Genomic DNA, 17959 nt, shown 5'->3' on the forward strand with positions numbered 1-17959 from the left:
TGAGATAGCTTTCGATTTAGTGATATGGAGCAAAACAGTGAAGACTCCAGCGGAAATAGCGAAGTGCAGAAATCCACTCGGACGTTAAGTCCGAGTTAGTTCGGCGCAAGCCCGCGGAAAGCGTAACTGTTTTGCGGAATATCAACAGCAACATTTAACATAGCCTTTATTTTTATCCGCCGGGAACCCAACCAGGATTCTTCAATATTCGCTGCCAAAGAGGAGTGGGCATCACTAACTCATGCTGCTTATCAATATCGAGTTGCGTCACAATGTCATCTTCTCGACCTTGTTCTATTTTCTGTACCCATTCAGGATCTATTAATAGGCCTCGTCCAAGACCGATTAGAGGAATACCTGAAGTTAATGCTTTGCGTGCATCTTCAGCGGTATAAATAGAACCTACACCGATGACTGGTACGCGATCACCAACAGCTTCTTGGATAATTTCAATACGAGAACGTGTGTCTTCAACCCCACGTCTAGGTGTTGACCAGAAGTCCATAAGTGAAACATGAAGATAATCTAAGTTTTTATTCGCTAATTCATCAATTAACACTAATGTATCGGACATCGTAATTCCTGGTGTTTCTGGTTCTTCAGGTGAGAAACGATAGCCAACAATAAATGGTGTTGTTGCGTGCTCTCTTACGATTCGTTGAACTTCATCTACAACTGCTAGTGGGAACGTCATGCGTTTTTCTAAAGACCCACCAAATCGATCCGTTCGTCGATTAGAATGTGGGGAAAAGAATTGTTGTATCAAATACGTGTTTGCCCCATGAATTTCCACACCATCGTAGCCAGCTTCAATAGCTCGGCGAGTTGTTTGACCGAAATCCGCAATAATATTTTCCACTTCTGATTCAGTCAGCTCACGAGGAACTGGTTTACCTTCTCCAGGATAAGGAACAGGACTTGCACTTACTACGTCACCATTTGGGGCAATCTCTTGTGGCACTTGTCGACCACCATGGAAGATTTGCAAAATAGCTTTTGAACCTTCGTCTTTAATCGCAGTGGCCAATCGACGTAGACTCGGAATCATCTCATCTGTGTGTCCGGCGAACTCACCAGGAAAACCTTGGCCGTTCGGCGTAACGTATGTACAAGCTGTAATGACCATGCTAACGCCTTTAGAGCGGTGAATATAATAATTTATTTCATCGTCAGATACCGTGCCATCTGAATTTGAAGAGTAGTTCGTCATTGGTGCCATAACTACCCGATTTTTTAGTTGGATACCATTTGGGAATACAAAAGGTTTTAGTAATGGTTTATATGTTTCGTTAATCATATTTGATAACCTCCTGGATGTTAGTTTATAGAGAATTTAGAGATGGTCGGATTTGGTTGCAACTATCCAATTATCTCCTAATAATTAGATATCTCCTAAAGCTGTGGTAAGGTTACTTTATGTCTTGTTGTTGGCTATAGTCAAAAATTATGCCTATATAATATGCTAACTAGAAATATCAAACGATAAGGAAATAGAGAATAATAGAGGAATAAAGACAAATGAAACAGAAGGTAACGTATATACTAGTATTTAGAAAATAGGTGAAAAGAGTGTTAATACGAACTGAAACTAAAGATGATTTTAAACACGTATTTAATCTCAATTACTTGGCATTTGAAAAAAGAGATGATGAGGCGAAGTTAGTGGAACGCATTCGCTTTTCCAACTGTTTTATCCGAGACCTATCATTAGTAGCGGAAGAACAAGGAGAAATAGTTGGTCATGTCTTACTTAGCAAGGCTAAAATCATTCAAGAAAATGGGGAGAAAGAAGTCCTCGTACTTGCTCCGGTAGCTGTGAACCCTTCTGTTCAAAAGAAAGGAATTGGCAGCAACTTAATTCAAGAAGTCTTAAGACGAGCAAAAGATTTGGGTTATGGTCTTGTATTATTAATTGGGCATCCAACATATTATCCGAAGTTTGATTTTCAGCCTGCTAAACAGCATGGGATAGAATTGACTCAATTTATAGTTCCTGACGATGTTTTCATGGTTTGTGAACTAATAGAAGGTGAGCTCCAACGAACCAATGGAGAATTACGCTATCCTCCCGCATTTTTTAGGTAATACTGTGTTTAAATATAGGGATATTTCGTATGAGTTTTTTCATATATCTTTTCTTTAACAAACTGAAAACACCAGATAGAGACACTGAGCCAAAATGCACCAGCAAAATAGCCACCAAGCACGTCACTAGGATAATGAACGCCTAAATAAATACGACTAAAGCCAATCGTAAGAATCATAATAGTGCTAAACAGAATGAGTAGCTTGCGACCCCAAGAAGTAGGGATATGACGCCATAACAGAAATGACAGAATTCCGTATACAGTCATTGCATTTGTCGCATGACCGCTTGGAAAACTATATCCACCGATTTCAATAAGACGATGTAAATCCGGACGGGCTCGATGAAAGATTTCTTTTAAAAACCGAAATATATAGTGAGAACCCATTAGGACAAAGATAAATAACAGAATTTCTGATCGATAATGTAGGACGAAGTAAAGAATGATTACGCCTAGAACGACAATTATATTAATAAATGATCCTGAACCGATATATGAGAAGAAATTCATCGTCGCAGTTAAAAATGGAGTCTCTAGGTTTTGAATAAAGGAGATAATTATTTCGTCGAAAAGAACAATGTCGTTATCTTTTATTAAAAGTGTCATGGAGCCAAAACCAACTAAAGTGATAAGTAAGAGTGAAAATTTTAACTTTGTGTTCATTGACAACTTCTCCTCGATACACAAGAATTAATGCCGTAAAATTATATACTTACATTTGTATGAATTATCCAATTCGTTGAATTCGTCGCATACTTATTGGAAGGGGAATCATCTTGAAAAAATACATATTGATAAGTGGCATTCTACTTTTAACGGGCTGTTCAAATGAATTAGATACTTCACAATTAATCGAATCACAACAAGGAGAAGGGGATTTTTTAAAGTTTTACAGTGCACCTTCTGTTGAAGTAGCAATCAAAGCATTACCTTATGAAGTCAATTTGCCCGAGCGATTGCCATTCGAAACAGTGGGTTTTCAATCTTTAGGAATTACAGATTACGGTGGTAAAGGGCAAAACCCAGAAGCCCAATTTATCGCAATAAATGAAAATGAAAATAACTTAATCCTGTCCACTACTACAGCCCACCGTGATTATCCAGACAGTGATACTGAAGAAATCACGTTAGACAATGGCTACGAAGCATTTTATACAGCACCAGATGGACTCGATGTGATTGTAAAAGATATCACTTATTCTTATACACTAATCATGCCAGAATTAGAAGAACCACAAATAAAAGAAGAATTGTTGAAATTAGCGGAACAATTATCTGAGTAGATAAGCTGTGAAAAAGAAAGAGGCTGACCCAGGAGCAGAATTTATCTACTCCTGGGTCAGCCTTTTGTCGTATAACGATCAAAAATTACACGAAATCGGTAAGTTATTTTATTCTCATAAATTCTACGACTTTTTTATCAATCATGCCACGTTGTTGTACACGTTCATCAAAGTTCTCTATCAAATGGTAGGACTGAACAGCATCCAACAAATCCTCATGTTCTGAAAGCTCACGGCTAAGATGTCCATTTTCATATAATAAGTCTTGAAGTTCTTCTGCAAGAGCTCCTTCTATGGTCACGATATCCTCTGGCAAAGTAGGTTCGAAATATAGTTTATGTAATTTTAATAAGCGGGTTAGTTCTTGAACAGGATCCTCATGATCATCCACTCGAAGATCAATATAGCGGTCGTTGTAGCCGCCATAACTTCCGTTTTCTTTAACCACTAACAAAGCAGCAGATTGTTTTCCTCGACTATCTCCACCAGCAGCATCACCTGCAAGTAAGCTTGCGAGCAACCGTTCAGCTAATGATCCGGGTGTTTGTAGAAAAGTGGATTCCATTGCCTCAAGCGTGTGTTGATCGACTAATATATTACCTTGTGCTGCAAAATTTTCCCCTGCAGAACCTCCAGCCCAGTCATAACAATCTTCTCCAGTAAATGTGACGCTTCTTCCTTGTGCATCCACAATGCCAACTTGTCTAGAAGCAGAGTTATCATCATTACGAACCAACTCTTCTAATACTTCATGAGGGGTAAAGCCATTTTCCAACATCTCAAGTCCGTGCTCCCCATAATTTAAGTTTGCCCAGGACTGTGTTGCAATTGCTCCAACTCCTGCTTTAGCATATGGAACAACAGCGCCGACGCTTAAAAATTTTGAAGCCACGGCAACTCCTAATTCTTTTGTTTCTGGATCAAAGCCTACGATTGAAAATGTCATGAAGAAAACCCCCTTGTTTATAGATTAATGTTTATTATTTAATATCAACTTACGATGTGTTTCTTCATTACAAATCACATATAAAACTGCATCCTGAGGAATATCCTCATGCAATCGTCGATTGATATCCATTTGTTGACGATCTGCAATTAGAGTTGCTCCTTTTGCTAATAAATCATGGAAAGCGTCTCCATATGTTCTCCAATTAGAATCTTTTGTTACTTCAAACAAATCCTCGCCGATGCTTCGACTAATCAATTGCGTAACGATGGTACTCACATTTTGATGCATTGCGGAACGAACAGCAAGTAGAGAGGTAGTTTCTTGAGATAAAATGAACTCATCCACTTTGACATGAGAGAAATTCGGGATTTGTTTTTTTGTCATGATTTCTACAGTTGTGTGAACGTGAGTAGCTAAACGTTCGACTGTTATAGCAATCGTCAATGTTTTTGCATCTCTCAAGGAAGGCACTTGAATCGCATCATCTGAGAAAATAATAACGGATTTGGCTTTTTTAATATTGGCACGAATAAATGTCTCTTCTTCTGAAGCATCACCTTGAATATAATGCACACGCTCGATAGCTACATCTATCGGTGAAGTAGGAAGGGTATCGATAATGACAACTTCACTAAATGAATCTGAAGATAATATTTCTTCTACAGCGGTTTCCGTTTTCTTACCCCAGCCTACAATGATAATGTGATTTTCATGTGTATACGCCAATTTACCTTCCTCCTTACGTTTTCTAAAGATAGAGAACGAATCAACTATTTTTCCAATAACTACACCTAGTAATCCAATCCCCAGTAAATACATAAGAACAGTGAAAAGTCTGCCGGGTCCCGTCACAGGTGAAAAATCTCCATATCCTACTGTAGAAAAAGTAGTCATGACAAAGTAAAATGAGGTTAGTAAACTTTCAAAAGTTTCCGGCTCTAATAAATAAATCGTTACCGTACAAAAAGTAATGAAAATAAGTGCAGCGATTAATAAAGATAGATTTTTCATACGGACTAAACTAAGTCCTACTTTTAAGAAAAAATGCATACACGAACCTCCACGCTTCAAAATTTCATTTAATTCAGTGTACCGTTTTTTAGATGGATGTACTAGGTTTTAGAAAGGGCAATGTTTTAAATGGAAACCACTCAATGTGCTTCATCAAGCCCTTTACTAGAAAGAGTATCAACTTTAATCGGCCAGTCAATATCGTTTTTTTGAGTATATTCATTAACCTTTTTTGAGGTTAATAGATACCCGACAAAAATAAGAATCCAAAAAATTAAGCCTAAAGCTTTTCGCAAAAGAATAAGATGCATAAAGGCTTCTACACCATGGCGCTTAATTTATTATTTTTTACTTTCTTTTGTAAAATGACCAATTGAATACATTAAACCCCATTTTTCCGATAATTACCAATATTATAATACCTAACGTAGCGTTAGATACAAGTGGAGAATTTTTAAAGATTTACATTTAAATATTTTAGTCAAACTAGAGTAATGAAATATAGGATATAAGCGAATCATGAATATAATACTTTGACTGAAAAAGGAGAAATCAAATGATAAACATTTTAGTCGACGCTGATGGTTGTCCAGTTGTAGATTTAACCATTCAATTCGCAAAAAAATATAAACTTCCTGTAACGTTATTTTGCGATACTGCACATAATATGCAACGTGAAGGTGCAAAGACTATTATGGTTTCAAAAGGCATGGATGCGGTTGATTTTGAACTCGTCAACCGAGTAAAACCAGGCGATATTGTGATCACACAGGATTATGGTTTAGCAGCAATGGTCTTAGCTAAGCGAGGTCTCGTTATGGATCAAAATGGGCGAGAGTATACCAATCAAAATATAGATCAACTTTTACATAGTCGTCATATCGCAAAAAAAATTCGTCAAGCTGGTGGAAGGATGAAAGGACCGAAAAAGAGGCGGAAAGAAGATAATGAGAGCTTTGAAATTGCTTTTAATGCATTAATACTGAAGCAGATAAATAAGCAAGAAGAGTGAATTGAATGAGCTAAGATAATGCGAATTACATTTTGAGCGAGTGAAACGCATGTTGATTTTAAAAAATAAGCATAGGTCGGTAAGTTTCACTCATACTAAATTCGATTTCTTCTTTTCATTCTTAAAAAAAGAGGTGAAAGGCAATGAGTAAAAAACAACCAATGGATGTAAAATCCTCGGGGATTCATCACAACTGGACGAGACCTAAGAGAACCAATACCCAAGTCAACGGCCAAACCGAAGAATCACAGTCTACTCAGCTTTTAAAAACCAGCGCCAAAGTCCACTCACTTAAATAAGTTGGATAAGAAGAATGTCAGGCCCGGAGATTTCTCTGGGTCTTTTATTTTGGAAGAAACTGGCCGAATGGGAATAAAAGCAGCGTAAAAGGGAATAAACCCATCATGAAACGCACCACGCACCGCACGAACAACAAAATACACCTCATTAGAACTAATCCAACCCTAACCTTATTAGATTCCCTGCACATATCTGTATATACCTACATATTATTTGGATGAAGAGGTGGTGAAAAATGACGGAGTTAAAAAATCCAATAGAGACGGAACGACAGGAATGGCGTAAGCAACAAATCCAGAAACGATTGAAAACATGGTTGACCATTTTTTCGCCACTATGCCTCTTGCTTATCTGGCAATTCTTATCTCAAAGCGGGCTTATAGATGCTCGGTTTTTCCCACCACCAACTGCTATTGTTTCCACATTTATTGAATTGCTCACAAGTGGTGAGTTATTTCATCACATAAATATTTCGTTGTTTCGGATTTTAGTTGGATTCTTACTAGGTGTAATTCCTGGTATTATCATTGGATTGTGCATGGGCTTATATGCACCAGTTCGCCACTTTATTTCTCCTCTTATCATGGCTTTGATGCCGATTCCTACACTTGCTTTACTGCCAATCATTTTAATTATCTTTGGAATTGGAGAAGTGTCAAAGGTTGTCACCATTGCGGGAAGCGTGTTTTTTCCTGTTGTCATTAATACGGTTGCAGGTGTCATTTCAATTGACTCTATTTACTTAGATGTTGCAAAAAATTATGGAGCAAATCGAAAAGATTTCTTCATGAAAATTGCTTTACCTGGATCACTTCCTTTTATGTTAGAAGGAATACAAATGGGGCAGGCAATCGCATTGCTGACGATTGTAGCAGCTGAAATGATGGGCGCAAGATCAGGGATTGGTTACTTAATATGGACTTCCTACAGTGCGTTTTTATTAAAAGAAATGTTCGTGGGATTGATTCTTATTTCTTTCTTTGGCTATGTCTTTTCATTATTGTTGCGGGGATTGCAACGAAAGTTAATACCTTGGAGGTGACGATATGAACGCGAAGCCCAAAATTTCAATTCGTAATTTGACGAAAGTGTTTTATAAAAAAGAAGATAGTGTCACCGCAATTGAAGATATTTCACTGGATATCAAAGATGGAGAATTTGTTTGTCTGGTTGGACCGAGCGGTTGCGGGAAAACGACATTACTTCGGATATTAGCTGGACTTGAAAATCAAAGCTCAGGTGACTTTACTATTGAAAAGAGTGACCATGATCGTCCCAATCAATCCATGGTTTTTCAAGAACGAGGAATCCTTCCTTGGCTAACAGTAGAAGAAAATGTAGCGTTCGGACTTTCAATGCGTCATTTGTCAAAACCACTTATTAAAGAAAGAACGGCTTACTTTTTAAATAAAGTAGGTCTCACGAAATTTTCGAAAATGTATCCGAAAGAACTTTCGGGAGGAATGAAGCAACGAGTTAGTATTGCACGAGCCTTTGCGAACGATTCGGAGATTCTGTTAATGGATGAACCGTTCGGAGCCTTAGATGAACAAAATAAATACATCTTACAAGAAGAATTATTATCGATTTGGTCTGAAACAAAGAAAACGGTGTTATTCATTACACATAGTATCGATGAAGCGCTGTATTTAAGTGACCGCGTGTTATTAATGAGTGCACAACCAGGCAAGATTCTTACTGAAATGAAAATAGATTTACCCCGACCAAGAAAATTAGAAGACATTCGATCAAATCCAGAAATGGCTGCAAAATTTTTAAAAATTTGGAGCCATTTACAGGTAGAAGTGCAAGGGTCAAGATTGTGAAAGGAGTGTATAGATGAGAAAGTGGTTAGGAATGTTAGGCGTATTAATCTTACTAATTGGAGGCTGTTCGGAAAAAGATGCCGTTAAAGTAAACGACGACGTAAGTAAAGATAATCCATCCGGCGATTTAGCGCCATTAAGTGAGAAAACAAAAGTTGTGATTGCAGAGGATGGTTCAGCATCTGGAGCAGGTTTTTATATAGCGAACGAAAAAGGGTATTTTGATGACTACAATATTGAAGTTGAGTTTGTGTCATTTGCGAACAGTGACGATATGCTGCCAGCACTGGCATCTGGTGAAGTGGATATAGCAGGCGGTATTTCTTCAGCTGCGTTCTTTAATGCAATTGCTCAAGGCATTGACGTTAAAATTATTGCAGATAAAGGGCATAATGCCAAAGATCGATCGTATTTCACCTTTGTAATTGGTGCTGACAAACAAGACGAAATTAAAGACTATAGTGATTTGAAAGGGAAAAGAGTTGCGGTATCAGGAGAGCATGGCGTCGATGATTACATCTACCAACTGATGCTCGAACACGCAGGACTGGCGAAAGACGAAGTGGAGTTTGTACTAATGCCTGACTTCGGCACCATGTTAGCGGCTATAGAGAATGGCTCGATTGATGCAGCCTTGAATATTGAGCCGCTCATTACACAAGGGGTTTCACAAGGCATTCACGCGCGATTTGGTGATGCCACAGACTTTGCACCAGAGGCACAAATAGCAATGGTACTTGGCGCTCCTCAATTTATGAACGATGAACAAGATGTATCCTTACGCTTTATGGCAGCATATTTGAAGGGTGTCCGTGATTACAATGATGCTTTCATCAAAGGCGAAGATAAGGATGAAATTATCGATATTATGACCAAATACACGGCATTAAAAGACCCCGCAGTCTGGGAAAATGTATTTGTGACTGGACTTAATCCTGATGGCAAAATGTTCATAGGAGACATTCGTGATCAATATGAAATGTATAAGAAAAATGGAGCCATTCGTGGACAATTCAAATTTGACGAAGCAATTGACACGTCGATTACTGAAAAGGCAGTAGAGATTATAGGAGAGTATGAAAAATAAGTTGTGAATATTAACTAAGCAACACAATATTAAATTAAATCTCAAGAAGAAAGGACTAAGCGTCATCGTTTAGTTCTTTTTTTATGATGGTGGTTTTTAAAATACTTGAAAGTATGTAGGGCAAGCTGGAGATTGAATGTAGTTGATAAAGGGGCAAATGTGAAAAATGAATCGATGAATGGCCGACTTTTTTATTTATCAATAGGCTATATTAAAAAATGCTATTGATTTTCGGCTAGTACAAATGAAGGGTAAAAAACAGTGTAGTTTAACAGAGCAAATCCATAAAACAGAAAAAGAGTATTCTTTACTAAGAATCTCTTTTTCTGTTTTATCATTTATTTAGTATACTTTCTTGAGAAAACCTTAAAAGCAGTCCTTGATAAAACTCCTTTTAGTCCAGTCTTTGGAACATGGGCATTGGCTTCTCCATGCTCCACATATTGTTGTAGGTGAAGGAGCGTATCATCCCATCCTTTGGAGCACATTTTGTAACATGATAAGGATGGGGTTAAGCCGTTATGTTGAAATTCAACACTTGTTTTTCTTGTTCCAATAGAACGTAATAAAAAAACAACATCCGTACCTTTCCACTCATTCCAACCCTCAACACAGGTCCAATGTACCTTCTCGTTCGGGACGAGATTCACTATTTTCATTGAATTAAATAATAATCGTTCGAAGCGAAAAGAGTGTACTCCACCGATTTCAGTGCTTATATCGCAATCAACAGTCCACCAACTTTTTATGCCTTTTTCAGTTGTAATGGCTTTGTATACTTCTTCAACTGATGCCGAAAGTTCAAATCGTTTTACATAGCTACTCATTATTTTCCCTCAACATGTTTTCTTAATTTATTTAGAAGTAATTCCCATCCATTCGAATGTGCTTTTTCCCATTCTGGATCTAGTAATCCAACAGCACTATGTGATAATTTTACCGTCGTTACTTTACCGTTGTTTTCCAATTTGTACCCATAATGACTATTAACAGCGCCTTGCATACCTAATAAACCTTGCAAACGAATTTCTTCATTTTCTTTGTAATAAAGAACTGTTCCCCAAAGTGCTCCTTGACCATTGTCCCAATTCTCCATAAAGAACCCACCAACTTTTGGATCAAATGTAATGTGAGAATTTTCTTCTTCAAATCGGAATTCCCACCAGTCATTAATATCATTAACAAGAGAGTGGAAAACAGCTTTTAATGGTGCGTTTATTTCAACTTGTTGTTCAATTTGAAAAGAACTAATTTCAGTCTTCATATTTTCGGTTCCTCCAATTTCTAATTTTGTTTTTAAATTAGTTAAAGATGTTGATAATGTTGATTCATATTTACTAACCCAACGGTTATACACTTCTTGAAAAGGAATGATATTTAAGTAGTTTAATCGCATACGCCCTTGTCTTCGTATAACGATTAAATGTACGTCTTCCAATATCTTTAAATGCTTCATAACAGCATACCTAGAGACATCAAAGTGTTCACTTAACTCACCTGTAGATAGTGGACCTTTCTTTAATAAATCAAGAATATCTACTCGTGTTGGATGGGACAGCGCTTTAAATAGATGAGTAACTTCTTCGTTAATCATAATATTGTTTCTTCACGCCTTTCCAATCATTATGTTACTAAAAGGTAACATATAATATTTTTAAATACAAGCTTGATGTTGTAGGAGAAAGGGTAATGAAAAGAGAAAATATATGGTAAACTAAAGTTACTATTTTCATAATTTTCTAACAATACAACTAGAGAGGGTGTTGACATGTTTACTTCGTATAAGGTAGATCCATTTTTTGATGAAATGTTAAAAGCAAGTGGGAAGCCGAAAGACCATTATCAAAAATTTTATGATATGATACAAAAATTTTCTATCGATGAACTTAAAGAAAAACATGAGACAGCCCAACAATCTTTTTTACGCCAAGGGATAACCTTTACGGTTTACAATAATAACGTAGGTGCTGAAAGGACAATGCCTTTCGATTTCGTACCAATCATCATTCCGCCAGAGGATTGGAATACCATAGAAAAAGGTATGGTGCAGCGCTCTGAAGCGTTAAATTGTTTCTTGCAGGATGTGTATAATGAACAAAAAATTATTAACGATGGCATTATTCCGCGAAATTTGGTTGAAGAAAATCCTTATTATTATGCCAAACAAATACAAGGGATAAAAATACCGTTAAATAATCATATTTTTCTTGCTGGTATTGATTTAATTAGAGATGAAAATGGAGATTACTTAGTGCTAGAAGACAATTTGCGAAATCCTTCCGGAATATCATATGTGTATCAAAATCGCTATGTCATGCGTCAAGTTTACCCAGAGTTTTTTGCCAAACATTCTGTCCAAACATTAGAACATCAAGTAACATTTTTACATGAAGCCATCATGGATCATGCTCCAAATGGAGTAGAAAATCCTCGTGCAGTTTTACTAACTCCGGGTATTTATAATTCAGCGTATTACGATCATGTGTTTTTAGCACAACAAATGGGACTTCAAATGGTTGAAGGCCGTGACTTGATGGTCTCAAACAACATTGTTTATATGAAAACGATTCGTGGTCTTGAACGGGTAGATATCATCTATCGCCGTATTGACGATGATTATTTAGATCCAGAAGCATTCCTTGAAGATTCAACACTGGGAGTCAAAGGATTATTGGAAGCATATCGCCAAGGGAATGTGGCTATTTTAAACGGCATAGGTAATGGTGTAGCTGATGATAAAGCGATGTATGTATATGTTCCTGACATGATACGCTATTACTTAAACGAAGAACCAATTATTAAAAACGTCACGACGTATCGTTTAGAAGATCCAACCCAAAGAGAATGGGTGTTGGAACATTTACACGAATTAGTGGTTAAAAATGTTGGCGCTTCTGGTGGCTATGACATGCTTATTGGACCACATGCATCTGAGGAAGAAATCGAGAAATTCAGAGAGAAAATCCTTGAAACACCTCATCAATATATTGCACAACCGACAATCAAATTATCAAGAGCACCTGCCTATCAAGGGGAGGAGTTTTATCCTTGTCATGTGGACTTACGTGTATTTGTTATGAGAGGAAAAGAAACGCATGTATTCCCAGGTGGTTTATCTCGTGTAGCATTGAAAAAAGGTTCCCTTGTCGTAAACTCATCACAAGGTGGTGGTGGTAAAGATACGTGGGTCATGAAAACAGGGGGAGTAAGCTAATGTTAAGTCGTGTAGCAGATTCACTCTATTGGATGGCAAGAAATATTGAACGTACAGAATTAAATGCGCGAATTTTAGACGTTCATTTAACACAGATGGTTGAGAGCTCGAGTGAAGATTTATTGGATGGAAAACATTGGAAAATATTATTCGAATCTTGTTCGACAAAAGAGGAATTAGAGGAATTAAAAAATAATCCTGAAGCTCAAGATGAAGAGTATATACGTTATTTGGCTTATAGTTCGGAAAATCTAAATTCTATTTTCAGTTGTGTGCGAGTAGCTCGAGAAAACGCCCGAATCAGTCGAGATCATCTGCCAAATGAGCTATTTGAAATTTGGAATGATCTATACCTCTTTACACACCAGGCAGAACAAGAACAATTTTCCATTCATCAAGTACGTGCATTTTTGCGAAAAGTGAAAGTGACCGCATTAACAGCTCAAGGAATTATTGAGTCAGGGATGTCTCGTAGTGTAGCTTATCGGATGATTAAAATCGGTAAATGGCTGGAGCGGGCAGAAAAAACAGCCCGAATTTTAAACGTTGTATGTGAACAAACACGAGAAACACAATTATTGTACAAAGGTGACGACTACTACGCGTGGTTGTCTGCGTTAAGAATGTTAAATGGCTACGAGGCTTACTTAAAAGTAAACCGTCCGAAAATGGATCCTAAAACCATCTTAACTTTCTTAATTGCAGACGAGTCCTTTCCAAGGTCGATTCACTACAATATGAATCATGTACGAGCGGCGGTTGATATTTTAGAAAATGCGAAGATAGCTCATTATTCTTCAGAATTATATTATGCACTCGAAAGCCTGAAGAATGATTTTGACGAAATATCGATTCAAGAGTTAAATTCAGACGATATGTTAGCATTTTTAAATACGTTTCAAAATAAATGTAATGAAGTCGGTCGAATCTTCTCTAGAACATATTATTTGATCGAACCGGTTTCGAAGCAAGAACAAACTCAAATAGTTAGTATCCCGGAACAGTTGAATTTTGAAAAAGCATCTTCTATGAAATATAAAATCGAACATACGAATATTTTCGATTATGACACATGGGTTGATCAAAGTATGAATTCTATTCGACTCAAACCACGAACTGATGAGTGTCAGCGTTTGCTATCATACCGCACAGATATAACGCCTGTAGCACTGACGAAGGAACATGTGGATATTTGGGGAAATAATGTGGAATCATTCTTTATTGCAGACCATCATAAGCATTTAGAGGTAAAGGCCACTTCAGTTGTGAGCATTCAAAAGAGTCCCTGGATTCATCGAATTGATTATTCACCTGAAATGCATGCTATTTTCCATTCTGATTTATTTAGTAGTCATTATCTAGCGTATTTAAGTAATACGGCGTACACATATTTAACTCCTGAACAGGTGGAGCATGTAGATTCGGATATTGGACAAATGGCAAACCCGGTGCAGTACGCTATCGATGTAATGGGTTATTTATTTAATCGCTTTACGTATGATGGTTCTTCTACGACCGTGTCAACGAAGGCAACTGAATCATTTGATTTGAAGAAAGGTGTTTGCCAAGATATTTCACATGTTATGCTTGGGATTTTACGCACGAAACACATTCCAGCGAGATATGTCAGTGGGTACTTATATGTAGGAGAAAATTCTGCATTAGTAGGTGACGCAGCTAGTCATGCTTGGATTGAAGTGATGGTACCTGGTATTGGATGGGTAGGGCTCGATCCTACCAATAATGTAGAGGCGCTTGAAAATCATATACGTGTTGGAGTTGGACGGGACTATGGTGATGTTAGTCCTGTACAAGGTGTCTATCGTGGAGGTAGTCATAAATTAGATGTTAAAGTATCAGTTAGTTTAATTGAGTAATAAAAAGCAATCGTGCATTTTAAGTTCAATAAAAGATGACTCGGAATTCATTTCCGGAGTCATCTTTTTTGTTGAAGTGACACCTTCGAAATTGGAGGTGGATACTTCGTCCACTCAACTTGGTTTGTTGTCCACTCACTGTGAGTGATCGTCCATTCGACTTGGTTTATTGTCCACTCGCTGTGAGTTGTCGTCCATTCAACTTGGTTTATCGTCCATTCGCTTGGAGACGCACAGCATTCAGCCTGAGAAGGACACCTGTCCTGTACCTATGGCGAGAGTCGGTTCGAATTACAGTCTTTATCATGAGAATGCGCTTTCCAAATAAACGATCATAAAACGCTTATTTCCACTCGATTACGTCCATTGTTTTTTGCGCGATAAAGCTCATTATCTGCCATGACATACATGTCGAGTACCCGTGATGTTTGCGATCGCTTGCAATGGACTGCACCGATACTAATCGTAACTGGAAGGGTTTCTCCCTTAAATTGATAAGATAGGTTTAAATCTCCCACCGCTTTTCTAATTGATTCTGCAAACTGTTTCAATGGAGTCGCTTCTAATCCGTTCGTAAAGCAAACAAATTCCTCTCCACCATAGCGTCCAAGAATACCTTGCTGATTACCAAAGGTTAAGTTCATACATGCTGCGACCTGTTTTAAACATTCATCACCTTGCACATGTCCGTGGTAATCGTTATAGCGTTTGAAATAGTCTATATCCAACATCATCAACGAAATAGGTTGATCTAAAAGGGACTCTTCATCCCAAATCTTTTGAAGGTATCTGGTTACGCCTTTTCGACTAACTACTCCCGTCAATTCATCATAATCAACTTCATCACTCAGATTCATATTGGCTGTTTCTAGTTCAGCTAATAGCTTTTTTTGAGTCGCGATTTCAATTTCTAGTTGTTCATTCATTTTCGAAATTTGTTCTACTTCCTTACCAGTGAATCCCTTATTTAATTCGATCTTAATAATTTCAAGTTTTTTGGAGATTACTTGAGTTTCAATAGCTTGTTCCACAATATGATAGCGCTTGAAGTAATCTAGAGCTAATTGATAGTGTCCTTTTTCTTCGTGAAATTCAGTAAGCATGGTGTAAAGTGAACTCAGTTTTTTTCTGGCTTGAACTTGTTCGGCATGTTGAACAGCTTGATTCAGATATTCCAAAAAACTACTTTCATTTTCCCCACGTTCCATTTCGGCTAAGTTAACGAATACGTCAATGGTGTAGAATTTATTCCCAATATGCTCTAATCTTTTTAACGCACTGTCATAAAATTGTTTAGCAAGCTCGTACTCTTTTTTTATGAAATGAATTTTACCGATTTTATTTTCTACTTCCGCTAAAGATGGGGTATCATCGAGCTCAATTAACATCTCATAACTTTTTTGGAAATAATCATAACTGATATCCAAATTTAAGTTTTTTAATTGAATTTCACCGATGTTTTCTAAAATTATCGGCAAATTCATTTCAAATTGATGGTCTCTCGAAATTTCTAATGCCAGCTCGTAAGCGGCAAGGGCTTCTTCTTCATTGTTAGCTTCTCGATATACTTCACCTATATTATTGTATATACGACTCATAATTAAATATTCTTCTAAGCCCTTTAAGTGAAATAAAGCGTTTAAGAAATACTCCAGTGCTTGGTCGTATTGAGCGTAGTAAAAGTAGACGACGCCTAGTAAGTTTAATGCTTCCGCTACGCCACGATTGTTTCCTAATTGTTCGTACAATTGGTAGGAGTCGTAAGCATGATCATAACACTGTTCTAAATCAGTCATTGAACGGCAAGCTAAGCCCATTGCAAATAGAGCAGCCGCTAGTGAACTTTTTTGATTGTTTTCGAGTGCAAGCAATTGAGCTTTATGAGCTAACTCAAAAGCTTGAGCTGGATTTTGAAAAGCTATCCTTCTAGATTCTTCAATTAAATCCATCAGTTGTTCAGTAACTAATTCCATGCTCACCACTCCTCAAAGGAAATTCTTCCTCCTTATTTCGACATTTTTTGCCAATAACCTTCTCAGCATGAATGAAAAGGATGCGATATGTTAAATGTGAAACTCAAAATCATGGGGAGAGACAAGTGTGCGCAACACATTGCAAGGTCAAGTCATGTGCAATAAGGCAGGTTGGTATGAAATAATAGGGGAAAACGCTAACGGAGGGTGAAACAAATGAAATTTAAACTTAAATGGATCGTCGTCGCCCTAATCGGTATTGCGATTGTCATTGGACTCGTTCTATTTATGAATTATCAGCAAGCAAAATCCAATGGTAGTGAATCAGTTTCATATAACGAAGAACAAACAGCGATATTTGCAGGAGGATGTTTCTGGTGTATGGAACCCCCGTTTGAAAAATTAGTCGGTGTTGAGTCTGTTGTATCAGGTTATACAGGGGGCGAAGAAGTGAATCCAGCATACAATGACGTAGCTTCAGGTAAAACAGGACATTTGGAATCCGTTATTATCACGTTTGATCCGGAAGTTATTTCATATGAAGAACTTCTTGAAGTTTTCTGGCGTCAAGTAGACCCAACAGACGCTGATGGGCAATTTGTCGATCGTGGACCACAATATGCAACGGCTATATTTTACACAAATGAAAAACAAAAAGAACTAGCAGAAGCATCTAAGCAGAATATGCAAGACAGTGGAATTTTTGAAGGTGAGCTGGTTACGCCTATTCGACAAGCTATGACATTTTACGAAGCAGAAGAATATCACCAAGATTACTATTTAAAGAGTGAACAGCGGTATGAATACTATCGTGACCGTTCTGGTCGTGATCAATTTATAGATAAAACATGGGGAAATCAACCTGAGCTCGAAATAGAATCATACACAAAATACAGTGAGCAAGAATTGCGAGACAAATTGACGGATCTTCAGTTTGAAGTCACTCAAAATGATGCAACAGAGCCGGCATTCAATAATAAATATGATAAAAACGAAGAAGACGGAATTTATGTGGATATCGTTTCTGGTGAACCTCTGTTTAGTTCGCTCGATAAGTTCGATTCTAAAACGGGATGGCCAAGTTTTACGCAACCATTAGAAACATCAAACATCATCGAAATTGAAGACTTTACCCTTGGGACAAAACGAATGGAAGTGAGAAGTCGACATGGCAATTCGCATTTAGGCCATGTTTTTGAAGACGGACCAGAGCCTACAGGACTACGCTATTGCATGAATTCCGCATCATTGCGATTTATTCCAAAAGAGGATCTTGAAAAAGAAGGATATGGTAAGTACGTGGAGTTATTTAGTTAAACAGTGAGTGAGAGTTGGGGAGA

At 37.4% G+C, this 17959-nt stretch carries 17 protein-coding genes; 10 read left to right on the forward strand and 7 right to left on the reverse strand.

The window, feature by feature from the left end; genetic code table 11:
* Positions 1-172: 172 nt before the first annotated feature.
* A complete protein-coding gene (locus tag WBG45_RS02100) occupies positions 173-1297 on the reverse strand; it encodes an NADH-dependent flavin oxidoreductase (protein ID WP_424412144.1) in 1125 nt (374 codons plus the stop codon).
* A 272-nt stretch (positions 1298-1569) separates the two neighbouring features.
* Here WBG45_RS02100 and WBG45_RS02105 point away from each other — a divergent pair, with 272 nt between their 5' ends.
* Positions 1570-2085 carry a GNAT family N-acetyltransferase gene (locus WBG45_RS02105; protein ID WP_424412145.1) on the forward strand — a complete coding sequence of 172 codons (516 nt, stop codon included), beginning with the start codon at positions 1570-1572 and terminating at the stop codon, positions 2083-2085.
* Between the two features lie 8 nt (positions 2086-2093).
* On the opposite strand, the gene WBG45_RS02110 is transcribed toward WBG45_RS02105, so the two are convergent.
* Entirely contained in the window at positions 2094-2750 is a 657-nt protein-coding gene (locus tag WBG45_RS02110; RefSeq protein WP_424412146.1) for a phosphatase PAP2 family protein, read from the reverse strand.
* Positions 2751-2863: 113 nt separating this feature from the next.
* On the opposite strand from WBG45_RS02110, the gene WBG45_RS02115 reads away from it, so the two are divergent.
* Entirely contained in the window at positions 2864-3370 is a 507-nt protein-coding gene (locus WBG45_RS02115) for a hypothetical protein (RefSeq protein WP_424412147.1), read from the forward strand.
* 103 nt (positions 3371-3473) lie between these two features.
* On the opposite strand, the gene WBG45_RS02120 is transcribed toward WBG45_RS02115, so the two are convergent.
* On the reverse strand, positions 3474-4316 hold the full coding sequence (locus WBG45_RS02120) for a DUF1028 domain-containing protein (RefSeq protein ID WP_424412148.1): 843 nt from the start codon (positions 4314-4316) through the stop codon (positions 3474-3476).
* A gap of 24 nt (positions 4317-4340) precedes the next feature.
* Positions 4341-5369, reverse strand: a complete 1029-nt coding sequence (locus tag WBG45_RS02125; RefSeq protein ID WP_424412149.1) for a potassium channel family protein — start codon at positions 5367-5369, stop codon at positions 4341-4343.
* A 517-nt stretch (positions 5370-5886) separates the two neighbouring features.
* Here WBG45_RS02125 and WBG45_RS02130 point away from each other — a divergent pair.
* From WBG45_RS02130 to WBG45_RS02150, 5 genes are all read left to right on the forward strand, one after another.
* A complete protein-coding gene (locus tag WBG45_RS02130; protein ID WP_424412150.1) occupies positions 5887-6342 on the forward strand; it encodes a YaiI/YqxD family protein in 456 nt (151 codons plus the stop codon).
* 143 nt (positions 6343-6485) lie between these two features.
* Positions 6486-6641, forward strand: coding sequence for a YpzG family protein (locus tag WBG45_RS02135; protein WP_424412151.1), 156 nt, complete (start codon positions 6486-6488; stop codon positions 6639-6641).
* 236 nt (positions 6642-6877) lie between these two features.
* Positions 6878-7684 carry an ABC transporter permease gene (locus tag WBG45_RS02140; protein ID WP_424412152.1) on the forward strand — a complete coding sequence of 269 codons (807 nt, stop codon included), beginning with the start codon at positions 6878-6880 and terminating at the stop codon, positions 7682-7684.
* Positions 7685-7688: 4 nt separating this feature from the next.
* Positions 7689-8468 (forward strand): ABC transporter ATP-binding protein, encoded by a 780-nt coding sequence (locus WBG45_RS02145; RefSeq protein ID WP_424412153.1) that lies wholly within the window; start codon positions 7689-7691, stop codon positions 8466-8468.
* Between the two features lie 13 nt (positions 8469-8481).
* On the forward strand, positions 8482-9555 hold the full coding sequence (locus tag WBG45_RS02150; protein WP_424412154.1) for an ABC transporter substrate-binding protein: 1074 nt from the start codon (positions 8482-8484) through the stop codon (positions 9553-9555).
* Positions 9556-9893: 338 nt separating this feature from the next.
* Here WBG45_RS02150 and WBG45_RS02155 read toward each other — a convergent pair whose 3' ends face one another.
* Complete coding sequence (locus tag WBG45_RS02155) at positions 9894-10382, reverse strand: SRPBCC family protein (RefSeq protein ID WP_424412155.1); 489 nt, start codon at positions 10380-10382, stop codon at positions 9894-9896.
* Positions 10382-11149, reverse strand: a complete 768-nt coding sequence (locus tag WBG45_RS02160) for a metalloregulator ArsR/SmtB family transcription factor (RefSeq protein WP_424412156.1) — start codon at positions 11147-11149, stop codon at positions 10382-10384. The genes WBG45_RS02155 and WBG45_RS02160 overlap by 1 nt, the downstream gene beginning before the upstream one ends.
* 174 nt (positions 11150-11323) lie before the next feature.
* Here WBG45_RS02160 and WBG45_RS02165 point away from each other — a divergent pair, with 174 nt between their 5' ends.
* Together WBG45_RS02165 and WBG45_RS02170 are read left to right on the forward strand one after the other, a co-directional pair.
* Positions 11324-12769 carry a circularly permuted type 2 ATP-grasp protein gene (locus tag WBG45_RS02165; protein WP_424412157.1) on the forward strand — a complete coding sequence of 482 codons (1446 nt, stop codon included), beginning with the start codon at positions 11324-11326 and terminating at the stop codon, positions 12767-12769.
* Positions 12769-14646: an alpha-E domain-containing protein gene (locus tag WBG45_RS02170; RefSeq protein WP_424412158.1), complete on the forward strand. Its 1878-nt coding sequence runs from the start codon at positions 12769-12771 to the stop codon at positions 14644-14646. The genes WBG45_RS02165 and WBG45_RS02170 overlap by 1 nt, the downstream gene beginning before the upstream one ends.
* 332 nt (positions 14647-14978) lie before the next feature.
* Here WBG45_RS02170 and WBG45_RS02175 read toward each other — a convergent pair whose 3' ends face one another.
* Positions 14979-16619 carry a tetratricopeptide repeat-containing diguanylate cyclase gene (locus tag WBG45_RS02175; protein WP_424412159.1) on the reverse strand — a complete coding sequence of 547 codons (1641 nt, stop codon included), beginning with the start codon at positions 16617-16619 and terminating at the stop codon, positions 14979-14981.
* 216 nt (positions 16620-16835) lie between these two features.
* Between WBG45_RS02175 and msrB the strand changes: the two genes are divergently transcribed.
* The gene (msrB, locus tag WBG45_RS02180) at positions 16836-17936 is read left to right on the forward strand and encodes a peptide-methionine (R)-S-oxide reductase MsrB (RefSeq protein WP_424412160.1); all 1101 of its coding nucleotides are present in this window, start codon (positions 16836-16838) and stop codon (positions 17934-17936) included.
* Positions 17937-17959 lie beyond the last annotated feature (23 nt).

The sequence above is a fragment of the Paenisporosarcina sp. genome, from assembly GCF_049671445.1.
In the GTDB taxonomy this organism is placed as follows: Bacteria; Bacillota; Bacilli; order Bacillales_A; family Planococcaceae; genus Paenisporosarcina.

Coding starts and splice junctions, on each gene's coding strand:
- WBG45_RS02135 (WP_424412151.1), top strand. CDS start 6,486: ATGAGTAAAAAACAACCAATGGATGTAAAATCCTCGGGGATTCATCAC.
- WBG45_RS02130 (WP_424412150.1), top strand. CDS start 5,887: ATGATAAACATTTTAGTCGACGCTGATGGTTGTCCAGTTGTAGATTTA.
- WBG45_RS02170 (WP_424412158.1), top strand. CDS start 12,769: ATGTTAAGTCGTGTAGCAGATTCACTCTATTGGATGGCAAGAAATATT.
- WBG45_RS02125 (WP_424412149.1), bottom strand. CDS start 5,369: ATGCATTTTTTCTTAAAAGTAGGACTTAGTTTAGTCCGTATGAAAAAT.
- WBG45_RS02155 (WP_424412155.1), bottom strand. CDS start 10,382: ATGAGTAGCTATGTAAAACGATTTGAACTTTCGGCATCAGTTGAAGAA.
- WBG45_RS02100 (WP_424412144.1), bottom strand. CDS start 1,297: ATGATTAACGAAACATATAAACCATTACTAAAACCTTTTGTATTCCCA.
- WBG45_RS02175 (WP_424412159.1), bottom strand. CDS start 16,619: ATGGAATTAGTTACTGAACAACTGATGGATTTAATTGAAGAATCTAGA.
- WBG45_RS02140 (WP_424412152.1), top strand. CDS start 6,878: ATGACGGAGTTAAAAAATCCAATAGAGACGGAACGACAGGAATGGCGT.
- WBG45_RS02110 (WP_424412146.1), bottom strand. CDS start 2,750: ATGAACACAAAGTTAAAATTTTCACTCTTACTTATCACTTTAGTTGGT.
- WBG45_RS02165 (WP_424412157.1), top strand. CDS start 11,324: ATGTTTACTTCGTATAAGGTAGATCCATTTTTTGATGAAATGTTAAAA.
- WBG45_RS02160 (WP_424412156.1), bottom strand. CDS start 11,149: ATGATTAACGAAGAAGTTACTCATCTATTTAAAGCGCTGTCCCATCCA.
- WBG45_RS02145 (WP_424412153.1), top strand. CDS start 7,689: ATGAACGCGAAGCCCAAAATTTCAATTCGTAATTTGACGAAAGTGTTT.
- msrB (WP_424412160.1), top strand. CDS start 16,836: ATGAAATTTAAACTTAAATGGATCGTCGTCGCCCTAATCGGTATTGCG.
- WBG45_RS02150 (WP_424412154.1), top strand. CDS start 8,482: ATGAGAAAGTGGTTAGGAATGTTAGGCGTATTAATCTTACTAATTGGA.
- WBG45_RS02120 (WP_424412148.1), bottom strand. CDS start 4,316: ATGACATTTTCAATCGTAGGCTTTGATCCAGAAACAAAAGAATTAGGA.